At 53.4% G+C, this 18,790-nt stretch carries 15 protein-coding genes and 3 tRNA genes; 14 read left to right on the top strand and 4 right to left on the bottom strand.

Annotation, left to right across the window (positions count from 1 at the left end; genetic code table 11):
* Window positions 1-85 precede the first annotated feature (85 nt).
* The 9 genes from ABD07_RS04020 (at window position 86) to ABD07_RS04060 (ending at window position 11,456) form a co-directional block, all read left to right on the top strand.
* A complete protein-coding gene (locus ABD07_RS04020; protein ID WP_160817230.1) occupies window positions 86-424 on the top strand; it encodes a phage tail assembly chaperone in 339 nt (112 codons plus the stop codon).
* An 86-nt stretch (window positions 425-510) separates the two neighbouring features.
* On the top strand, window positions 511-768 hold the full coding sequence (locus ABD07_RS15330; RefSeq protein ID WP_420813492.1) for a DUF1799 domain-containing protein: 258 nt from the start codon (window positions 511-513) through the stop codon (window positions 766-768).
* On the top strand, window positions 765-5,342 hold the full coding sequence (locus ABD07_RS04030) for a tape measure protein (protein ID WP_160817231.1): 4,578 nt from the start codon (window positions 765-767) through the stop codon (window positions 5,340-5,342). Before ABD07_RS15330 ends, ABD07_RS04030 begins: the two co-directional genes overlap by 4 nt.
* A complete protein-coding gene (locus ABD07_RS04035; protein WP_160817232.1) occupies window positions 5,339-6,262 on the top strand; it encodes a hypothetical protein in 924 nt (307 codons plus the stop codon). Before ABD07_RS04030 ends, ABD07_RS04035 begins: the two co-directional genes overlap by 4 nt.
* Window positions 6,262-7,983 carry a hypothetical protein gene (locus ABD07_RS04040; protein WP_160817233.1) on the top strand — a complete coding sequence of 574 codons (1,722 nt, stop codon included), beginning with the start codon at window positions 6,262-6,264 and terminating at the stop codon, window positions 7,981-7,983. Before ABD07_RS04035 ends, ABD07_RS04040 begins: the two co-directional genes overlap by 1 nt.
* Window positions 7,984-8,024: 41 nt before the next feature.
* Complete coding sequence (locus ABD07_RS04045; RefSeq protein WP_160817234.1) at window positions 8,025-8,552, top strand: DUF4376 domain-containing protein; 528 nt, start codon at window positions 8,025-8,027, stop codon at window positions 8,550-8,552.
* Window position 8,553: 1 nt separating this feature from the next.
* Window positions 8,554-9,450 (top strand): hypothetical protein, encoded by an 897-nt coding sequence (locus ABD07_RS04050; protein WP_160817235.1) that lies wholly within the window; start codon window positions 8,554-8,556, stop codon window positions 9,448-9,450.
* The gene (locus ABD07_RS04055; RefSeq protein ID WP_160817236.1) at window positions 9,447-10,541 is read left to right on the top strand and encodes a hypothetical protein; all 1,095 of its coding nucleotides are present in this window, start codon (window positions 9,447-9,449) and stop codon (window positions 10,539-10,541) included. Before ABD07_RS04050 ends, ABD07_RS04055 begins: the two co-directional genes overlap by 4 nt.
* Before the next feature lie 147 nt (window positions 10,542-10,688).
* Entirely contained in the window at window positions 10,689-11,456 is a 768-nt protein-coding gene (locus ABD07_RS04060) for a DNA adenine methylase (protein WP_160817237.1), read from the top strand.
* 180 nt (window positions 11,457-11,636) lie between these two features.
* Here the strand turns inward: ABD07_RS04060 and ABD07_RS04065 are convergent.
* From ABD07_RS04065 to aroC, 3 genes are all read right to left on the bottom strand, one after another.
* A tRNA-Phe gene (locus ABD07_RS04065) sits at window positions 11,637-11,712 on the bottom strand.
* 69 nt (window positions 11,713-11,781) lie between these two features.
* Window positions 11,782-11,858: transfer RNA gene (locus ABD07_RS04070), tRNA-Arg, on the bottom strand.
* Window positions 11,859-12,086: 228 nt separating this feature from the next.
* Window positions 12,087-13,256 carry a chorismate synthase gene (gene aroC, locus ABD07_RS04075; RefSeq protein ID WP_160817238.1) on the bottom strand — a complete coding sequence of 390 codons (1,170 nt, stop codon included), beginning with the start codon at window positions 13,254-13,256 and terminating at the stop codon, window positions 12,087-12,089.
* 223 nt (window positions 13,257-13,479) lie between these two features.
* Here aroC and hemF point away from each other — a divergent pair, with 223 nt between their 5' ends.
* The gene (gene hemF / locus ABD07_RS04080; protein ID WP_160817239.1) at window positions 13,480-14,376 is read left to right on the top strand and encodes an oxygen-dependent coproporphyrinogen oxidase; all 897 of its coding nucleotides are present in this window, start codon (window positions 13,480-13,482) and stop codon (window positions 14,374-14,376) included.
* A 7-nt stretch (window positions 14,377-14,383) separates the two neighbouring features.
* Window positions 14,384-15,631 (top strand): cation:dicarboxylate symporter family transporter, encoded by a 1,248-nt coding sequence (locus tag ABD07_RS04085; protein WP_160817240.1) that lies wholly within the window; start codon window positions 14,384-14,386, stop codon window positions 15,629-15,631.
* 19 nt (window positions 15,632-15,650) lie between these two features.
* Here the strand turns inward: ABD07_RS04085 and ABD07_RS04090 are convergent, their stop codons facing one another.
* Window positions 15,651-16,799: an HD-GYP domain-containing protein gene (locus tag ABD07_RS04090; RefSeq protein ID WP_160817241.1), complete on the bottom strand. Its 1,149-nt coding sequence runs from the start codon at window positions 16,797-16,799 to the stop codon at window positions 15,651-15,653.
* A gap of 377 nt (window positions 16,800-17,176) precedes the next feature.
* Here ABD07_RS04090 and ABD07_RS04095 point away from each other — a divergent pair, with 377 nt between their 5' ends.
* The 3 genes from ABD07_RS04095 to ABD07_RS04105 all read left to right on the top strand — a co-directional run bounded on the left by ABD07_RS04095 (window position 17,177) and on the right by ABD07_RS04105 (window position 18,658).
* Window positions 17,177-18,043, top strand: a complete 867-nt coding sequence (locus ABD07_RS04095) for a PA4780 family RIO1-like protein kinase (protein WP_160817242.1) — start codon at window positions 17,177-17,179, stop codon at window positions 18,041-18,043.
* A gap of 81 nt (window positions 18,044-18,124) precedes the next feature.
* Window positions 18,125-18,201, top strand: a tRNA-Met gene (locus ABD07_RS04100).
* 82 nt (window positions 18,202-18,283) lie between these two features.
* The gene (locus tag ABD07_RS04105; protein ID WP_160817243.1) at window positions 18,284-18,658 is read left to right on the top strand and encodes an allophanate hydrolase-related protein; all 375 of its coding nucleotides are present in this window, start codon (window positions 18,284-18,286) and stop codon (window positions 18,656-18,658) included.
* The last annotated feature ends 132 nt before the right edge of the window (window positions 18,659-18,790 follow it).

An 18,790-nucleotide genomic window follows, 5' to 3' on the forward strand; every position in this document is an offset into this window, starting at 1 on the left:
CCACCCGAGCGGCAAAAGCTACGGGGCGCAATCGCGCGCCCCGGCCGGGCAAGAACCTCAATCAAACTTAACCAAGGAGAACCGCATGTTTAAAGTCGAAAAACCAAAAGATATCACCTGGCCAGTCACCGTCAGCATCCCGCGCGATGGCGGAAACGCGGTTAAAGCAACGTTTACCGGCAAATTCAAAATTCTGCCTAGCGCGGAATTTAACGCGATTTATAACAATGGCGGTAGCGACGAGGATCTGATCTGCAACGTCATGACCGGCTGGAACAGCGATCTATGCGATGAAGATGGTAATTCAATGGAGTTTAACGAAGAGAATCTGAGCCTGATCGCGTCCGTGCCTTACATCCGCAGTGCAATCGTTTCGGCTTACCTGGAACTCTCGAACGGCAAAAAAGCAGCACGAAAAAACTAACCGAAGCCGCCCGCTACTGGGCGGCAAGACCAGCGGCGCAACCGATAGATCCGCGCGCCGCTGACTCGGAAGAGTGGCAACAGTTAATCGAAGACAGCGAAGCGGAGCAAGAAGATGAATATTTTGCAGTTTGGCCGGAAAACTGGAAAACCCTGCAGATATTTCTATCACTGGGGAAATGCTTCCCTCGTGACTACTTGTCAGGTCAATTCCACACCATCGCCCGGTCTGACATCGAAAGCACACTGACCATGCACAACATCCGCCCAACCAAGCGTCGCACCCTGCTCGATCATTTGATCGCAATGGAAAGCGCTGCCCTTGAGATGTTGAACCGCAAATGAGCAAGATGCTCGATGTCGGCATTCGCATAACCGCTGACGGGCGCGTGCTCGTCGCGCAAGCGAGTGCGGCAAAGAATGCGCTCGCAAGCCTGGCGGATACGGCCAAGCGCGGTAACAATGAATCGGCTGCGGCGGCCGAGCGTTTCACTTCCAGTCTGAAACGTCAGGCGGACACGCTCGGCATGACGGCGATGCAGGTGCGCGCCTACGATGCGGCACAGTTAAAGCTCAATGAAGCGCAACGTGCGTCGGTTGAAGCCAGCAATCGCGCGATCAGCGCTTATGAAGCACAGCAGTCGGCCGCAAAATCGAATATCGATATCATGGGCGGGTTGAGGTCGCAAATTGGCGCTGTTGCGGCCGCATATGTTTCGTACAACGCCGTCTTGGGCGGAGCCAGGGCGGTTATTGATACCGCTTTGGCTAATGAGCGACTGAATAACACGCTTAAAGTCGGTGTTGGAAGTGCTGAAGCAGCCGCGCAAGAAATTTCTTTCTTACGGCAAGAATCTGAGCGGCTTGGACTTCAATTTGCGGTTGTGTCCGGGCAATATGCAAAACTGACAGTTTCGGCCAAGGGTACAAAGCTCGAAGGGCAAGCCACTCGTGATATTTTTCTGGCTATGGCTCAAGCGTCCGCTGTTCTGGGGTTGTCGACAGAGCAGACTGGGCGCGCATTTGTTGCGGTTCAGCAAATGATGAACAAGGGCAAAGTCACCGCAGAAGAATTTACCGGGCAATTGTCCGAAGCCATGCCAGGCGCGTTACAGGCCGCTGCAAGCGGCATGGATCTGACTGAGCGCGAATTGCTTGATCTGATGGCCACAGGAAAGCTCGCGACAGATAGATTGATACCTGCGCTAACCAGAGGTTTCAATGAGATGTTCAGTGCGCAAGCTCAGGAATCTGCTCGGGGCCTGAATGCCAAGATCAACCGCCTGGAAAACTCATTCACCGACCTTAAAACTGCCATTGGCAACACCGGCCTGCTAGATCTGCTATCCAGCGGCATCGTGCTGGCCACGCGCTTTGTCGATGCGCTATCCGGCGCGAAAGTGCTATCCGCAGTCGATGCGCAAAAACAAAAAATCATTGAAATGCGCGCGGAGCTGGAATCGCTCGGCAACCGCAAGCATATCCCGCTGATTGGCGATCTGCTGTTTGATAAAAAACAAGCCGATCTGCTGTCGCAACGCATTGATGACGGCATCCAGGATCTGAAGAAACTGGAACAAGCCGCGCTGACCAGCGCGGAAGCGCTGTCCGGCAAAAAAGCCGTCACGCCAGGCACGAAACCGGAATTGCCGAAAGAATGGGCCGATGCTGCGGAGAAAGCCGAAAAGGCACGCAAAAAAGAAATAGAAGATTCTGAGAAAGCAGTTGCGGCGCTGAAGCGGGAGACAGCCGAAATCGGGCTGAACGTTATTCAGCGCAAAATGCTTGCCGCCTCAATCGATGCTGCAAAAGCGCCAAATGAAGCGCTGAAAAAACAGATCATGGCGGAAGCCGCAGCCTACGGACAGCTTGCTTTACAGCAGGAACAAGTTGCTGCCAATAAAAAATTTATTGAAGAGCAGTCCAAGGCGCTGATCAACCTGGGCAACAGCCAAACCAAGCAACTGCGCCAGCAACTGGAAGACCTGCGCGCGCAAAACGCCTTGATCGGTTTGACGCGCGACCAGGTCATCGCAATGGCCGGTGCCAAAGAGCGCGAAACCGCCGCCGTGATCCGCAACGCCGCTGTATATGCGGGCGATATGCACGATGCGTACATCAGCTATGCAAACGATCTGGAAGCGACCGGCAACCTGCAACAGCAACTAATGCAAGAGCAGGAAGTAAAGCGCTACGCGCAAGCCTGGAATCAAACCTGGTCGAGTATAGAGCAAACGGGGAAGCAAGCGTTTATCCAGTTCGCGGCACACGGCAAGTCGGCCATGCAATCGATTGGCGATGCAATCAAAACATCGCTGTTCGATTTGCTCTACCAGCTCACGATCCGCAAATGGGTAATCAACATCGGTACATCTCTGGAAAGCAGTTTTGTCGGCGCTGCTGGGGCAAACGCTGCATCAAGCGGCATGAGCGCGCTGAATGCTGCAAGTCTGGCGTCGAACGGACTGGGACTGCTTAAATCAGGTTTCGGTGCTACGTCTTTATTGAGCAGTGTAGGAAGCTATTTGCCTGGATCGGCAGGCTCTTTCTTTGCCGGAATGGGAGTCACTGGCACGCAAGCGGCCGCTCAAGCGGGAGCATCAGCATTGTGGGGTGCATCCGGCGCTAGCACGGCGGCAAGCATGGGCGCATCATTTGCCAGCGTTGCTGGCCCAGCCATTGCCATTGCAGCCGTCGATCAAATCACCCGGCTGCTCGCCGGTGACAAGCTCATTGGTGGCGGTGTCGGCAAGGTGCTCAACTATGTACCGGTGCTGGGGCCGTTGCTGAATGGTCTGTTCGGCCGTGGCCCGTTAAAACAGCGCGGCACATCGTTAACCGGTGAGATCGGCGCGGAAGGGTTCGAGTCGGGCCAGCTCCAGACTCGATTTGTTGCCTCGGGCGGCTTGTTCCGGAGTGACAAAACAGATTTTGCGCGCGTTGACATGACCGGGCAAACATGGACGGATAACCGCAAATTGCAAGGTTTTGCGGATGATCTCGCTAAAACCGCGCGCGAAGTATTCGGCCTGATCAACGATACTACCAAACAAACCAGTTCCAGCCTGCGGCAAATAGGTAAGGATCTGGGTGTCAGCACCGAAGGAATCGATAAATTCGGCTACTCGATCAACCTGCTCTCAGACAAAGGCAAGATGCTTTCTGAGGAGCAAATCGGCAAAGAAATCGAAAAAATCACTGACGGTCTGGCACGTAGCTTGCTACCTCAAGTCGACGAGCTGGCCAAACGCGGCGAAACCGCCCTGCAAACGGTCAGCCGCCTCGGTACCGAATTTAACAGCCTGGTCGACGCAGCATCGTTAATTCTTGGCAAATCCGCCGCCGACGCCAAGGCGATGATCAGCGGCACCACATTCCAGGGCCGGACGGCATTTGTCGATGCGGCCGGTGGCACGGATGCTTTGGGGCAAAAAGCGGCGTTTTATTCGCAGAATTTTTACTCAAGCGAGGAATTGCTGACGCAATCGCAAACGCGCCTGGGCGAGCAGCTGCAAGCGCTGGGATTATCGTCCGATCTGACCAAGGATCAATTTAAAGGCTTGGTGGAATCGTTCGGCCAGGTCAATGGCATATCTGAATCGTTGTTGCAATCGCTGCTCAATCTTGCCCCGGCGTTTGTGTCAGTGCGCAACGCGCAAGATCAACTGGTTGAGCAACAACGCCAGCAGGCTGCTCAAGTACAGCAAGAACGTCTTGGATTAGAAACCCAGCTATTGCAACTACAAAGTAATACGGCCGAGCTGCGCAACCGCGAACTCGCCGCGCTCGACCCGGCGAACCGTGAGTTACAGCAGCGCATTTACCTGATTGAAGATGAGCGTGCCGCCGTGCAAAAAAACAGGGACGCGGCCGCAACCGCCTTCGGCGCACTGCAAAAAGCCGTGGGCGCGGAAAAAGACAAGATCACGAAGGATTACAACGAAGCGCTGACCAACGTCAACGGCCACATCGACAGCGTTACGCAGTCTATTGGTAAGCTCAAAAGCCTGTCCGATGCCCTGAAAGCCACCGCCAGCCAAATCGTGCCGATGACGCGCGACGCGGCAAAACGGCAAATCATGGATGCCATCAGCACCGGACGCTCCGGTGGATCACTGCCGGAAGCGGACAGCCTGCGCGAAGCGCTCAGCACGCTGGGGCGCGGCGCGCCAGGTTTTGCGGGCAGCTTTGAATATGCAAGAGAACAAGCCAAAACAGCCCTTCTGGTGGCCGATCTCGGCAAGGTTGCAGGCGATCAATTGACGCTCGATGAGCGCAGTCTGGCCGCCCTGGAAGCGCAACGCACAGCGCTAACCGAAGGCTTTGAGCGCCAGATTGCCGGATTGGACGGCATGCTCACCCAAGGCCAAGCGCAAATCGATGCGCTCAACGGCATCAATGCCGGTGTTTTAACGCTGGCCGAGGCAATCGGCCAGTTCAACGCCGCCAGCGTTGCGGCCGGTGGTGCCACCATCGGCACCACACGCTCGGGCATCACATACCAGCAAATCCGCGATTTTGCCAACACGCCCGGCCGCACAGGCATGGAAATCTATAACGCAGCGGATAAAAACGGCGTTGGTTTCGTCGATTACGCCGCCGCAACGGGGAAAAACATCACCGACCTGTACGCCTGGGCCGATGCGCGCGGCCTGCCGCGATTTGCCAAGGGTGGTTTCCACCGTGGCGGGCTGCGCATCGTCGGAGAGAACGGCCCGGAGTTAGAAATGACCGGCCCGGCCAGTATTGCCAGCAATAACGATTTGTCAAAACTGCTGAATAACGACGACGTTGTGCAGCAACTGCTGGCGCTGATTGCGCTTATCGGCAAAAACAACGAGTACAACGAGCGTGTGGCCGATAAGCTGGACGCCGTCACTCAGGGCGGGACAACGGTGCGGACGAGGAATGTGGCATGACGGCCGCTCAAGTAAAAGCATTCATCCCGGTCGATATTACCGATGCCATGCTAGTAAGCAGCAATCTGGCCGAGCCTGCTGGTACGGAACCGGCTTGGGTAGCAGGAACTTACGCCGAATTCGATCAGGTCAGCGTGATAACTGCAAATAGCCACCTGGTATATGAATCGCTGGAAAATGGCAACACCGATAATCCATCCACATTGCCGCGCACGAAGTGGATACTCAAAAGCTATACCAACCGCTGGCGGCAATTTGAATGGAATCGCGGCTTGCCGAGCGTCGGCGGCTCGCCGATGATCACCACGATCCGCCCCGGAAGCCGCATCAATGCGGTAGTGCTGATCGGCATAAAAGCCGCCGTGGCGGAAGTAATCGTGCAAGACGGTATAGGCGGTGCCGAAGTGCTGCACATCACACAGGATTTGCTTGCGCGCCACGCGATGACGCCGTACGAAATCGCATTCTCCCCTTTTATTTACGAAACGGTCTTTGCCACGTTTGATGTGCCGCCGGTAGCCGATCCGGTGGTTACGGTACGGCTGACGCATCCGGATGGCGTGTGCCAGCTGGATAGATTCGCAATCGGCATGGCGGTAGATATCGGCGAAGTCGAATGGAACACGGTTGCGGAAGCCGAAAATTACTCGGATATCACCTATGAAGCCGGAAAAGCGGTATTTGATCCGGCCCCGAGCATGCCCGGTCTGGAAATGCAGTTGGAGATTGAAGCCAAGCGCGTGAATCGCGCACTGCAATTCAAAGGGCTGGCCAACGGCAAAGCCGTGGTGTGGTCGGCAATGCACAACATCGATAATTACCGGCAAATGCACGTGCTGATCGGCCCGTACCAGCGCTTCCGATTTACGACGCAAAACCACCGGTTATCACAAATAAACCTAAAAATAAGAGGCATCTGATGAGCATAACGGTTCCGTCATTTACTAATCTGCCGAATGCGGCAACGCAAACGGAGTCTCAATATAATTTGGCGTGGGGCGATACGCTTGGAACGTTCAATTTGTACGGTGCGGCGTTAAACGCCCTGGGCGCGCAAGTCGAAGAAGACGCCGCCCGCGCCGAATCTGCTGTAGCGGCCGTGGCAAACGCCAAATGGGTGGCCGGGACATACGCCGACGGCGACGTACGCTGGTCGCCAACTGATTATCTGGATTATCGCAATAAAGGTGCCGGAACCAGGAATGTCGACCCGGCCCTTGATCCCGCAAACTGGTCCCCGCGCGTCAGAACCAGCACCGGTGGTGCTGACACAACCACCAGCGCGGTGGATATCACCCTGACCGCCAGCAGCGGCCGCCTGCAAATCGTCGCGTTGACCGCGCCGAACAAAAGCATGTACGCGCCAGCAGCATCAACGCTGACCAAGGGTAGTTCGATTTTTGTGGTTAAAAACGTCGGAACTTACCGGTTCGCATACCGCGCAAGCGGCGGGCGTTTCGTGTGCTACATCCAGCCCGGCCAGGTCGTCGCATTCCACTGCTCGGACGTGAGCACGATTCCGGGTGTGTGGCACGCCAGCGGCCAGGATGTGGATCAAATATACAACGGGAATAACGCGGAAGTGCTCAATGCGGTCGCAAGCAACTTCATTGCTGTGGCGATGCTGACAGCCACTCAGGCGATCTGCGCGTTTAAAAACAACTCAACCACGTATCTCGACGCTGTCGTGCTCAATTACGGTTCCGCCTCCGGAACACCGGCGCAGGTGATCAATCACGATGCCGGTTACATCAGCATCGCCGCGCAGACACCCAGCCAGGCTTGTGTGGTGTACAAAAAATCAACCGGCGAAACGCAGGCCGTGGTGCTCAATATTATCAGCAGCACCGCTTTCACACCCGGCGCAGTCAAGCAGATCGACGCAACCACGGGCGGCATCGGTACGGCCGTCACGGCATTGTCGGCGTCGCAACTGCTCGCGCTGTACCAAGGTACGAGTGCCGGCACACCAAGAATGCGGGTTCTCGATATCGTTTCAAGTGTGGTCAATGAAAGCGCCGAAGCCGTTGCGGATTCCGCGGGTAGCCACGGTGCATTTATGCGTGCAGAAAGAGTATCGGCAAATAAGGCACTGATGGCGCACCGGGATAATTCCGGCAAAAAAGTGCAATTGAGGTTAGAGGCAATCAGCGGTTCAACCCCATCGGCCACCGGCAGCGGCCTGAACTTGGCCGACACGCAAGCAAGCACAACGCAATTCGGTATGGCCGTGCTATCCGCCAGCCGCACAGTGGTGGTGACCAACTTCGGCGACCGCTCGATTGCTGATTTCATGGTGTCGCTGATCGATATTTCGGGCACGTCGCCGGTGCTGCTGCGTAGCAAGGTGTTTAGCCTTGGCATCGGCACATCCGCGCAGATTACAGCCACCAAGCTGGATGCGAACAATATCTACATAGCAATGACCGGCGGTTTTAGCGCTGGCGTTGATGGTGCCACGATCAAAATCACCGACGACGACATGATTGTGCTCGGCAAAGTATCCGAAAACGCCGAGCCGAATGTGGGCACAACGGCATTCTATGCCGGTGTTGCCGCGCTGGACAGCGGTCACGTGATGCAAGTTTGCCGCAACAAGGATACCTACTTAAGCGCTAAAACATTGGAGTTGGCAGCCTGATGAAGATCGTCAAACGCAACGCTGATAACGTGGTTCTGTTCGTGGGGAACGATCTGGTGCTCGATGAAGCGGGGTTGCGCGGTGCCGGTTGGACCTTCCGCAGCAACATTGACCCGAATGATTTCGTGCTCGACGAGGTGGCCGAAATCCCGGAAGGATTCACGGGGGGCGGCTGGGCCTACACGGACGGTGTTTGGACGATTAACGCCGTGGGCGAACAAGTGCTTTTGCCAGCTAAACGACTCGAGAAAATCGCGGAACTCGAAGCCGCGTGCCAGGCGTATCAGTATTCAAACATTACACATGCTGGGCAAACCTGGCGTGCAGACAAGGACGCACGAGCGCTGCTGGCGGAAGTGCTAGTGCCTGGCAGCGTACGACCGAATGCGTTCTGGCCGGACATATCCGGTGCCGATCACACGATGACCTACGAAGACCTGCAAACGCTCGGCCGCGCAATATCAGACCGTGGCTACGATGCCGCCGAAGCACTGAAAGCCAAAAAAACAGCCGTCGCCGCAGCTACGACAGCGGCGGAGATCGACTTAATTACCTGGGAAGGAGAATAGTATGTTTGGCGGAACACAATTCAATTTAACCGGCTGGCTCGGCAAATTAAATAGCAGCCTGATCGTAGATAACTGGACTGATTTGCCTACCGCTGCGCTCAATCCGGGCAAGTTCATGCGTGTGCGCAATGTCGGGTATGCTGGCGCGGATGTCGTGGCGAGGAATGATGAATGGTATTTTCGCAACGGCGAAATCGTCCTCGGCATCATGACTGGCGTACCGAAAGCCTGGATCGTCCCTGCTGCGACATTCACGGGATACACGCTATCAAGCGCGGCAGGAGGGAATCGGACATTAATCACTGCCGGTGGAGCGCATGGTTTAACAAATGCTTTTGCTACCACTCCGACTAAATCAATATATGTTTCCGGTGGCGCAGGCTGGATTCCGGGGTTTTACGACATAACAGCGATACCAGCGCCCGACTCAACAGGCACATCGATTGAGATCAATTTGTCGTATGACCCAGGGCGCTTAGCGCCGATCATCGCATTGCCTAATGATTTTGTGCCGTTTTTGAGCTTGTCGGTGCCGCCGCTGCTGGATAATTCGTGTTTTTCCGTTATTACTGGGTACGACTACACCAACTCCGCAGTCTCCAAGACGCCTATAGTGCGGCTTACCGATGGTGTCAACAACATGGATGCATTTGCCTCCGGGATTACAACACAAGACTCTGGATCGTATATTACGACGATCCGCAACAAGGGCAGCAAAACTGCGCAAATAAACGCTATGGCAGCAGGGCACGGTATCGGTGTGGGTTCTACGGCTCTCCCGGCCACGGCTGGCACTGTCAACACGGCCAGCGGATCAACATTGATCATCGGCGGTAAATTATCAGCCGCGATGGCATTTATGCGTCCCAACCTGGCCATTGTGAGGCTCGCAAGATGAACCTGCTGGTCGATCCGTGGGCATTGTGGCAGCCCAGTATTAATGCTGATGTACCGATCAATATCTGGGGATCGCGCTACGATGGCAGCATAGCGCTCAGCGCGCCGTATCGTGTCGGATCTACATCGGATCCGTGGAATAATTATTATCTCGATGTAATTGGCACTGACTCGCTCGGTAGAGCATTTGCTGATGCAGCAAATATCTACGGGCCGGGCGCATCGACACACATCCAATCGATAACTCGCAACAGTGTAAACCTCGCTGATTTCAGCTCCAACAATTCGGTTGTTCTTGGGCCGTCGACTATGCCTGGCGTGCTGGGAAATCAGTTAACGATCACGCACATTGTTGGGCCAACTCCGGAGGGCGGGAATATTACGCGCCCGCAAACGGGCCTTTATCTAGTTAACTATGGACTCAATCACGTTGATATGCTGGCATGGGAGATCTACTTCCGTCTGTCTGCAAACCTATTTGACATACTGAAATACGTTGAGGATGTCAGCAACGCACATTTTATGCAGCTGTGCGGTATAAAAACATCCGGATATGCCGGTAGCATAAATGCGGGTGACTATCGTGTGACTTTGTCGGTTTTGAAACGATCTAGCCCTGGCCGCCTGGTTTGGCGGTTGCAAGGCGATGATTTTGGCAATAATGCCACCGGATCGGACTGGGGAGTAGGCGGCGCTCCATCGCCGCATCCTGAGTACGATTCGCTGGTTAAGAACAATAAATTTATTTGGTCTAAAGAACCCGCGACATCGAACGTTCCGCTGAATGTGCCGCTGGTCATGAAGTTCTATATCAAACGTCCGGCGCGAAACTACATCTGGATTCCGGGAGCTGGATATCAGCAGGATCTAACAACCGGGATCACCCGCTGCGTTGTGCAACGAGTCGATACGGGAGAGGTGGTTTTTTCGCACGAGCAGCTAGGCGAGCAACAAACGGGAGCGTACCTGTTACCGCTCGCGCGGCACAACATCGCGCTACTTTACACGCTTGGGAAAGCATCGTCCGGCCCGGCATGCAGCATTGAGTATGGCGCGGTCAATTTCTACGACCGCGAGTTTTTTACTATTTAACAAAAAAGGAAGCGGCCGGATCATGCTACTAACATGACCCGGCCACCGTAACCCACAGAGATGAGCTGTGAGCCACAGCCAAGGCTTCCTGCTATATCGACACAGCAGGACGAGCCTAACATATATAAAAAAAGAGAGGCTTACAGTATGAACAAGAATTACCCCGTTATTCCTTGGATTGGCGGTAAACGCCGCCTGGCAAAGCACATATTGCCGTTGTTCCAGCCGCACACTTGCTACGTGGAACCGTTCTGCGGCGCGGCCGCGCTATACTTCATGAAAGAGCAGGCGGACGTCGAGGTGCTGAACGATATCAATGGTGAGCTGGTGAATATGTATCGCGTGGTTAAAAACCACCTGGATGAGTTTATCCGGCAGTTCCGCTGGTCTCTAGTTAGCCGAGAAATATTCAAGTGGCTGCAAATAACACCGGAAGAAACGCTCACCGACATACAAAGAGCCGCGCGCTTCTATTATTTGCAGAAGCTGGCATTCGGCGGCAAAGTGTCCGACCAAAACTTCGGTACCGCAACCACCAGCCCGCCGCGCTTCAACCTGCTGCGTATCGAGGAGGATTTGAGCCAAGCGCATATCAGACTGGCCCGGACATTCATCGAGCACCTGGATTGGCACGAATGCATCAATAGATACGACCGGCCGCACACTTTATTCTTTTGCGATCCGCCTTACTGGGACACGGAAGGGTATGGCGTTGACTTCGGCTTGGATCAGTACGACCGCCTGGCCGAGCTGGCCAAAACCATCAAAGGCAAGATGATCATCACGGTCAACGACATCCCGGAAATGCAAAAAGCATTCGCAGGATTGATCATGCAAGCGGTGGGAATAACGTATACAGTTGGAGGTGCTGACAGGGCTGCAAAAAGAAGTGAGTTAATAATCCGGAATTTTTAGAAATCCAGCGTTAAACCGGAAAAAGCTCAGTGCCAAATAACGCGCAAATTAGTGCCAAATAGCGCGAGCTTTTACATTTGTGTTGTTTAACGCTGGTCAATGCCGGTGACAGTGGTGGCATCGATTTAATTAAATAAAAAAGCACTTAGGTTTTTTTATTCTCTAAGTGCTTATTTTTATTGGTGGCCAAGGGCGGAATCGAACCACCGACACAAGGATTTTCAGTCCTCTGCTCTACCGACTGAGCTACTTGGCCATTTGGAAAGTGGCAATAAACGGACAAAACCATTTACTGGCAGTTGTAATAGATATCCGATGAAATGAATGGCGCGCCCGGCAGGATTCGAACCCACGACCCCTTGGTTCGTAGCCAAGTACTCTATCCAACTGAGCTACGGGCGCATTGTGCAATCTAATTACTTCCAGCTTGTTTAAGCAACCGGGAGATTATATCAGATTGAAGCAATCACGGGATTCGAACTTATGTTTCTGCTGCTGTATTCGATGCCTTCAAACTGTAATCGGCCATGCCGATTTTCTATCAATCATCACAATTACTTTTTGCGGGGGCGATGATCGTGTATTTGGCCGGTCTTGTCAAGATTAAACTGCATCTGGGCGCGATTTCCGCTACATATCTTCTTCCGGCTCCGGGTCTTCTTTGCATGGCGCTTGCGCTGCCGGTGCAGCACTTGCTGTGCCATTCACGCTGCCGGGAATTTTTGGTGTTTTACAATTCACATCGGCATTTTGCGCGCGATGCCGCAAAGCGTGATCCATCAATACCAAAGCAAGCATGGCTTCGACAATTGGCGTTGCACGGATGCCGACACAGGGATCGTGCCGGCCATGCGTTTCGACGATAGCCGGATTGCCGTCTTTATCGATTGAGCGCCGCCCGAGGCGGATGCTAGAGGTCGGTTTGATGGCGACATGGACGACGATATCCTGTCCGGTGGAAATACCGCCTAAAATACCTCCCGCGTTGTTGCTCAAGAAACCATCCGGCGTCATTTCATCGGAATGTTGCGTGCCTTTCTGCGTCACACTGGCAAACCCCGCGCCGATTTCCACGCCTTTCACTGCGTTGATGTTCATCATCGCGTAAGCAATTTCGGCATCGAGCCGGTCATAAACCGGTTCACCCCAGCCGACCGGGACGCCCTGTGCCACCGCGCTGATTTTTGCGCCGACCGAATCACCGGATTTGCGCAATTGATCCATGAATGTTTCCAGTTGATCGACATAGCTGCTGTCCGCGACGAAAAACGGGTTTTGCTGCACATCGTCCCATTGTTTGAAAGGAATCTGAACAGGACCCAGTTGCGCCATATAGCCACGAATGACAATGCCATATTTTTCATGCAGCCATTTCTTCGCAATCGCTCCTGCTGCGACCCGGACAGCCGTTTCCCGCGCCGATGCGCGTCCGCCGCCACGGTAATCGCGGATGCCGTATTTCTGCCAGTAAGTGTAATCCGCATGACCGGGACGGAAGGTATCCATGATTTTGCTGTAATCCTTGCTGCGCTGATCTTCATTGCGAATCAGCAAAGCGATCGGAGTACCGGTGGTTTGTCCTTCAAACACGCCGGATAGAATCTCAACGGTATCGGATTCGCGCCGCTGCGTGACATGCCGCGACGTGCCGGGTTTGCGCCGGTCCAGTTCAAGCTGAATCTCTTCGGTGCTGATGGCCAGTCCCGGCGGGCAGCCGTCGATAATGCAACCGATTGCGGGACCGTGCGATTCGCCAAACGAAGTAACGGTAAAAAGCGTGCCAAGTGTATTGCCAGACATACGATGCTATTTGGGTATTAAAAAAAGATTGTGCGAGTCTATCATACGTACCCCTGCTTTTTGGCAATTTGCTGACCACCCGCCGAGGATAACAATCAGGCGCAAACTTGAGGCGCATCAACAATGAAATACCATCCTCATGCTATACCTGCGCTAAAATGCGGTTATTGTCCGGCACAGCGAGTTTTGAGCCATTTTCATAACATTGGAACCAGGAGTTTGCATGAACACACCTCAAGTGAAAGCATTTCTTATCAGTTTGCAGGACAGCATCGTCAAAGGGATAGAGCAGGTCGATGGCAAGTCATTCAAGCGCGATCAATGGGATCGCCCGGAAGGCGGCGGCGGCATGAGCAGCGTGATCGAAGAAGGCAATATCCTGGAACGCGGCGGCGTTAATTTTTCCCATGTGTATGGCGCAGGATTACCGGCATCGGCTACCGCGGCGCGGCCGGAATTGGCCGGGCGTTCGTTTGAAGCGATGGGCGTCTCGCTGGTGTTGCATCCGCGTAATCCGTATGCGCCGACGGTGCATATGAACGTGCGTTTTTTCGAGGCGCGCAAGGAAGGCGCGGAACCGGTGTGGTGGTTTGGCGGCGGGATGGATCTGACGCCGTATTACGGCTATACGGAAGATGCGATCCACTTTCATCAAACCTGCAAGGATGCATTACAACCGTTTGGCGGCGATATCTATCCGCGCTTGAAGAAATGGTGCGATGACTACTTCTTTTTAAAGCACCGCAAAGAACCGCGTGGTATCGGCGGCGTTTTCTTTGATGATTTGAATCAGCCTGATTTTGACACCTGCTTCAGACTCACGCGCAACGTCGGCGAGAACTTCCTCAATGCGTACCGCCCTATTCTGGAACGCCGCAAGGACACACCGTACGGCGAACGCGAACGCGATTTCCAGGCGTACCGGCGCGGCCGCTATGTGGAATTTAATCTGGTATGGGATCGCGGCACGTTGTTCGGGCTGCAAACGGGCGGACGCACCGAGTCGATTTTGATGTCATTGCCGCCGATCGTGAAATGGCGCTACGACTGGAAACCGGCAGCGGACACCCCGGAAGGCAAACTGTACTCAGATTTTCTGATCGGCAAGGACTGGGTGTAAACCGCTTGTGAACAAGTTATCGCTCAATAATCAGATTTTGCTCGGCGCGCTATCGGGCGTTCTGCTCGGTTTATGGTTCGCAATGCTTGGACAGGAATCCGAGATCAGCCAAGGCGGACTGTATGCCGCAAAACTGACCGGCACCTTGTTTACCGACTTGTTGCGCATGGTTCTGATCCCGCTGGTCTTCACGTCGATTGTGGTCGGTGTCGCCAATCTACGCTCGCACCAGCAAATGAATCGCGTCTGGCAAGTCACGCTGATTTTCTTTATGTCGACCATGGCGTTCGCGGTCGTGCTCGGATTGGCCGCCGCCAATATTTTCCGGCCTGGCAGTGAATTGCAGATCGCGATGTTTCAGGATGCGATGCAAAATTTTCAGGCCACCCAGATGTCGCTGCCGGATTTCTTTGCGCATTTCCTCCATTCGCTGTTCCAGAACCCGATCGCTGCGCTGGCGCAAGGTAATGTGCTGGCGGTGGTGATATTCGCGTTGCTGCTCGGTATCGCGCTGGTCATTGGCGGTGAACGCTACCGCAATATCCTGACCTTGATGCAGGAATTCCTGGAACTGATCATGATGCTGGTAGGCTGGATCATGCGTCTGGCGCCATTCGGTATCATGGCCTTGGTGCTGCAGCTGGTGGCCACGCAGGATACCAGCCTGATTATGGTGATGCTCAAGTTTGTAGCGGTCGTGTTAGGCACTACGCTGTTGCACGGTGTGGTGGTGTTGCCTTTGATTCTGTATCTGATCACCGGTGTCACGCCGTATAAATTCTGGCTGGGCGCGCGTGAAGCGCTGATCACCGCTTTTGCCACCAGTTCAAGCGCAGCGACATTACCTGTTACGTTGCGCTGCGCCGAGCAGCATTTGCATGTCAAGCGCGATGTCGCGGGTTTTGTCATCCCGTTGGGCGCCACCGTCAATATGGATGGCACGGCGCTCTACGAAGCGATTGCCGCTTTGTTCATCGCCAATCTGGTGGGCGTTGAACTCAGTCTGATGCAACAGATGATCGTATTCGTCACCGCAATGCTCGCAGCGATGGGGGCACCGGGTATTCCCAGCGCCGGTATGGTGACGATGGTGATGGTACTGCAATCGGTTGGCTTACCGGCCGAAGCCATCGCCATATTGCTGCCGATTGACCGGATACTCGATACTTTCCGCACCATGGTGAATGTAGAGGGCGATCTGATGGGAAGCCTGGTGGTGCAGCACTGGATCAGACGCGACGGTTCCAGCACATAAATTTTTCCGGTTCTTATCTCTACATCAAATCGATATCGCGGAAGCGCTGCTGCATTTCCAGCACTTTCGCGGCATTATTGATCAACGCTTCGACGCAGTCCTGATCCAGCTTGGAATTGGACATCTGCCGCAGCATGCCAAATGCTTTTTCATTACTCCACGGTGCCTTGTACGAACGCCGCGATGTCAAGGCATCGAAGACATCGGCTACCGCGCTGATACGGGCTTCGATCGGAATCTCCTCGCCTTTCAAACCATTCGGGTAGCCGCTGCCGTCGACCGCTTCATGATGAAACTCGGCGATATTGCGCAATATATTGGTATGACCAAACGCGCCCAAACCAAAATCTTCCAGCACGGAATCGATGATCTCGCGGCCCTTCGCCGGATGCGTTTTCATGATATCGAATTCCGCTTCGTTCAGCCTGCTGGGTTTGCGCAGGATATTATCCGGAATACCGATTTTGCCGACATCGTGCATCGGTGAAAACAAAAAAATATGCTCGATCTGCTCATCGGAAATGCCATAACTCGGCGCCAGTTCGCGTGCAATCAGGCGGGCGTAGTGCGCGGTCCGGTCGATATGCGAACCGGTTTCAAGATCGCGGTAATGCGTCATGCTGCGCGCCGCGCGCACAGCGGCAAGCAAGGTGCGTATGGCGGAAAGCTCATTGATCACCATCAGCGCAATCAAATGACCGTAAATATCGATCTGGCGCAGCGCTTTCGGTTCAAAGGGATGTTCTTGCAGCGAATTAAAGAACAAAAAACCGATAAAAACGCTGCTTTGATACAGCGGCATGGTGTAGCTGGACTTATAACCTGTGGCGGCTACCCGTTTGGTGTGTTCGTGCGTGCCTTTGGCAAAAAGGTTCAGATCCTGCACCAAGCGCGGGCGGCGGTGCTCAATGATAGCCAATAACGATGGCGCAGCGCTCAGCGGCGCTTCGTAGGTGGTCACCGGACTATCGTTGCCCTCGGTACTGTGCGTATAGGTTTTGAGCATTTCCGTTTTTTCGTCGAACAACGCAATAGCCAAACGGTCGACAAAGGGAAAATCCTGGCGGATGATTTGATGCAGAAAACGCAATTTCTCGGTTAACGGGAAATTTTCATGCAAATTCGCCAGCGTATCCTGGTGGGTAAATAAATCTTCTTCGGATTGCATAAACTTCTCCCAGAGAATGGTGAAGGCAATAACCATGACGCTGCCGCCCGGAATTTTCGCAATATGGCGGCTGAATTGTATATTCCCGCGCTATTTTAAACGATTTAGCGCGAACTCGTAGCGCTGGTTTTTCCATTGAATTGATGGAATCGGCGGAAATTTTTCCGCACTCCATTTTTGCGATTGTTATGTGGCAATTTGCCGCGCGACAATATGCCACATTCCAAAAAGAAATCATTCTTCCTACAATTTGCTTAACGTGGTTATCCCAAATTCGATTGATATCGATGACCGCGGCAAGGACAACATATTATTTACATTACCCGGCAGAGGAGGATGACAAGCGTACCTTAACCACGTGCGCTGACATAAACTCAATGAGAATACCCAAACGACTAGAGCCACTGATTGAAGAAGGTTTGATTGATAGCGTGATTTGCCAGCTCATGAGCGGCAAAGAAGCGATGATTTATATGGTGCGCAGTGGCGAGCAAATCCGCTGCGCAAAAGTATACAAAGAAAGCAACAAATGCAATTTCCATCAACGCGCCTGCTACACCGAAGGACGCAAGACTAAAAACAGCCGCCGCGCCCGTGCGATAGAGAACGGCAGCCATTATGGCCGCAGTGCGCGCGAGGAATCCTGGCAAAGCACTGAAGTCGACATGCTCTGCCGTTTGGGAATGGCGGGTATTCGCGTGCCGAAATTCTATAACTTTTTTTCCGGCGTGCTCCTGATGGAGCTAGTTACCGATGCGGGAGGAAATGTAGCACCGCGGTTGAATGATCTGATACTGACGCCGAAACAAGCACGCACCTATCACAAAATTTTAATCGAGCAAATTGTCACCATGCTATGCGCCGGGATCGTGCACGGCGATCTGTCGCCTTATAACGTGCTGGTCGATAGCCAAGGCCCCGTAATTATTGATCTGCCCCAGGCCGTTAACGCAGCCAGTAATTTCCAAGCGCGCCAGATGATCAAACGCGACATCGATAACCTGACGACATTTTTAAGCCGCTTTGCGCCGGAATTAGCGCAATCCGATTATGCGGCGGAAATATGGTCTTACTATCAACGCGGTAAGTTACCTCAGGCACGCTTAACCGGAACCGTTAAGCAACTAGACAAACCGGTTAACATTGGCAATGTCCTGCAGATTATTGATACCGCCATCAAAAAAGAAATTGCCTGGCAACGGCATAAGCAAACCCGATGGAACAATCATTTACCACAATGTTGAATAAATTCTCCTAATTAAAAAGACTGTAATCAATGTTCATTGACCTGCGCGCGTTTGCTTGTGCTATAATCCCGCTCCTGACGCGGGGTGGAGCAGTCTGGCAGCTCGTCGGGCTCATAACCCGAAGGTCGTAGGTTCAAATCCTGCCCCCGCAACCAATAAATCAAGCACTTAGAGAGTAAAATCCTAAGTGCTTTTTTGTTTTTATGGCTCATGTAGCCACCATGTAGGAAATTTACAATGAAAATCGAATTCGCCGTGAATGGCACGCTGATGAGAGGTTTAGAGTTAAATCACAATCTGCTTGAATTGGGCGGCGTATTTGTGGAAGAAACGCTAACCGCACCCCTTTACCGTCTTTGGTCTATTAACGATCAGCACCCTGCAATGCAACGTTGCTCAAGTGGCAAGCAAATATCCTTAGAAATATGGGATATAGACTCATCCAATATAGGTGAATTGTTAAGCCGTGAACCGGCCGGGCTCGCGGTTGGAAAAATTCTCTTGGCTGACAACCGGGAAGTATTAGGCATCCTCGGAGAATCCTATCTGTGCGAAGGGATGCAAGAAATAACCCAATTTGGAGGATGGCGGGAATACAAAGGATTGCGTTAAATGCCTGCCAATAAAAAAAGCCTAGGGTTAGCCTAGGCTCGTTAAAAAGAATCGCTTATAGGTGATTCTACACTCGGGCAGTCAATGTGCGGTTGTTGTAAATGTCGTAAATCTTCAACACACCCAATGAGC

It is taken from the genome of Nitrosomonas oligotropha, assembly GCF_009833085.1.
Classification (GTDB): domain Bacteria; phylum Pseudomonadota; class Gammaproteobacteria; order Burkholderiales; family Nitrosomonadaceae; genus Nitrosomonas; species Nitrosomonas oligotropha.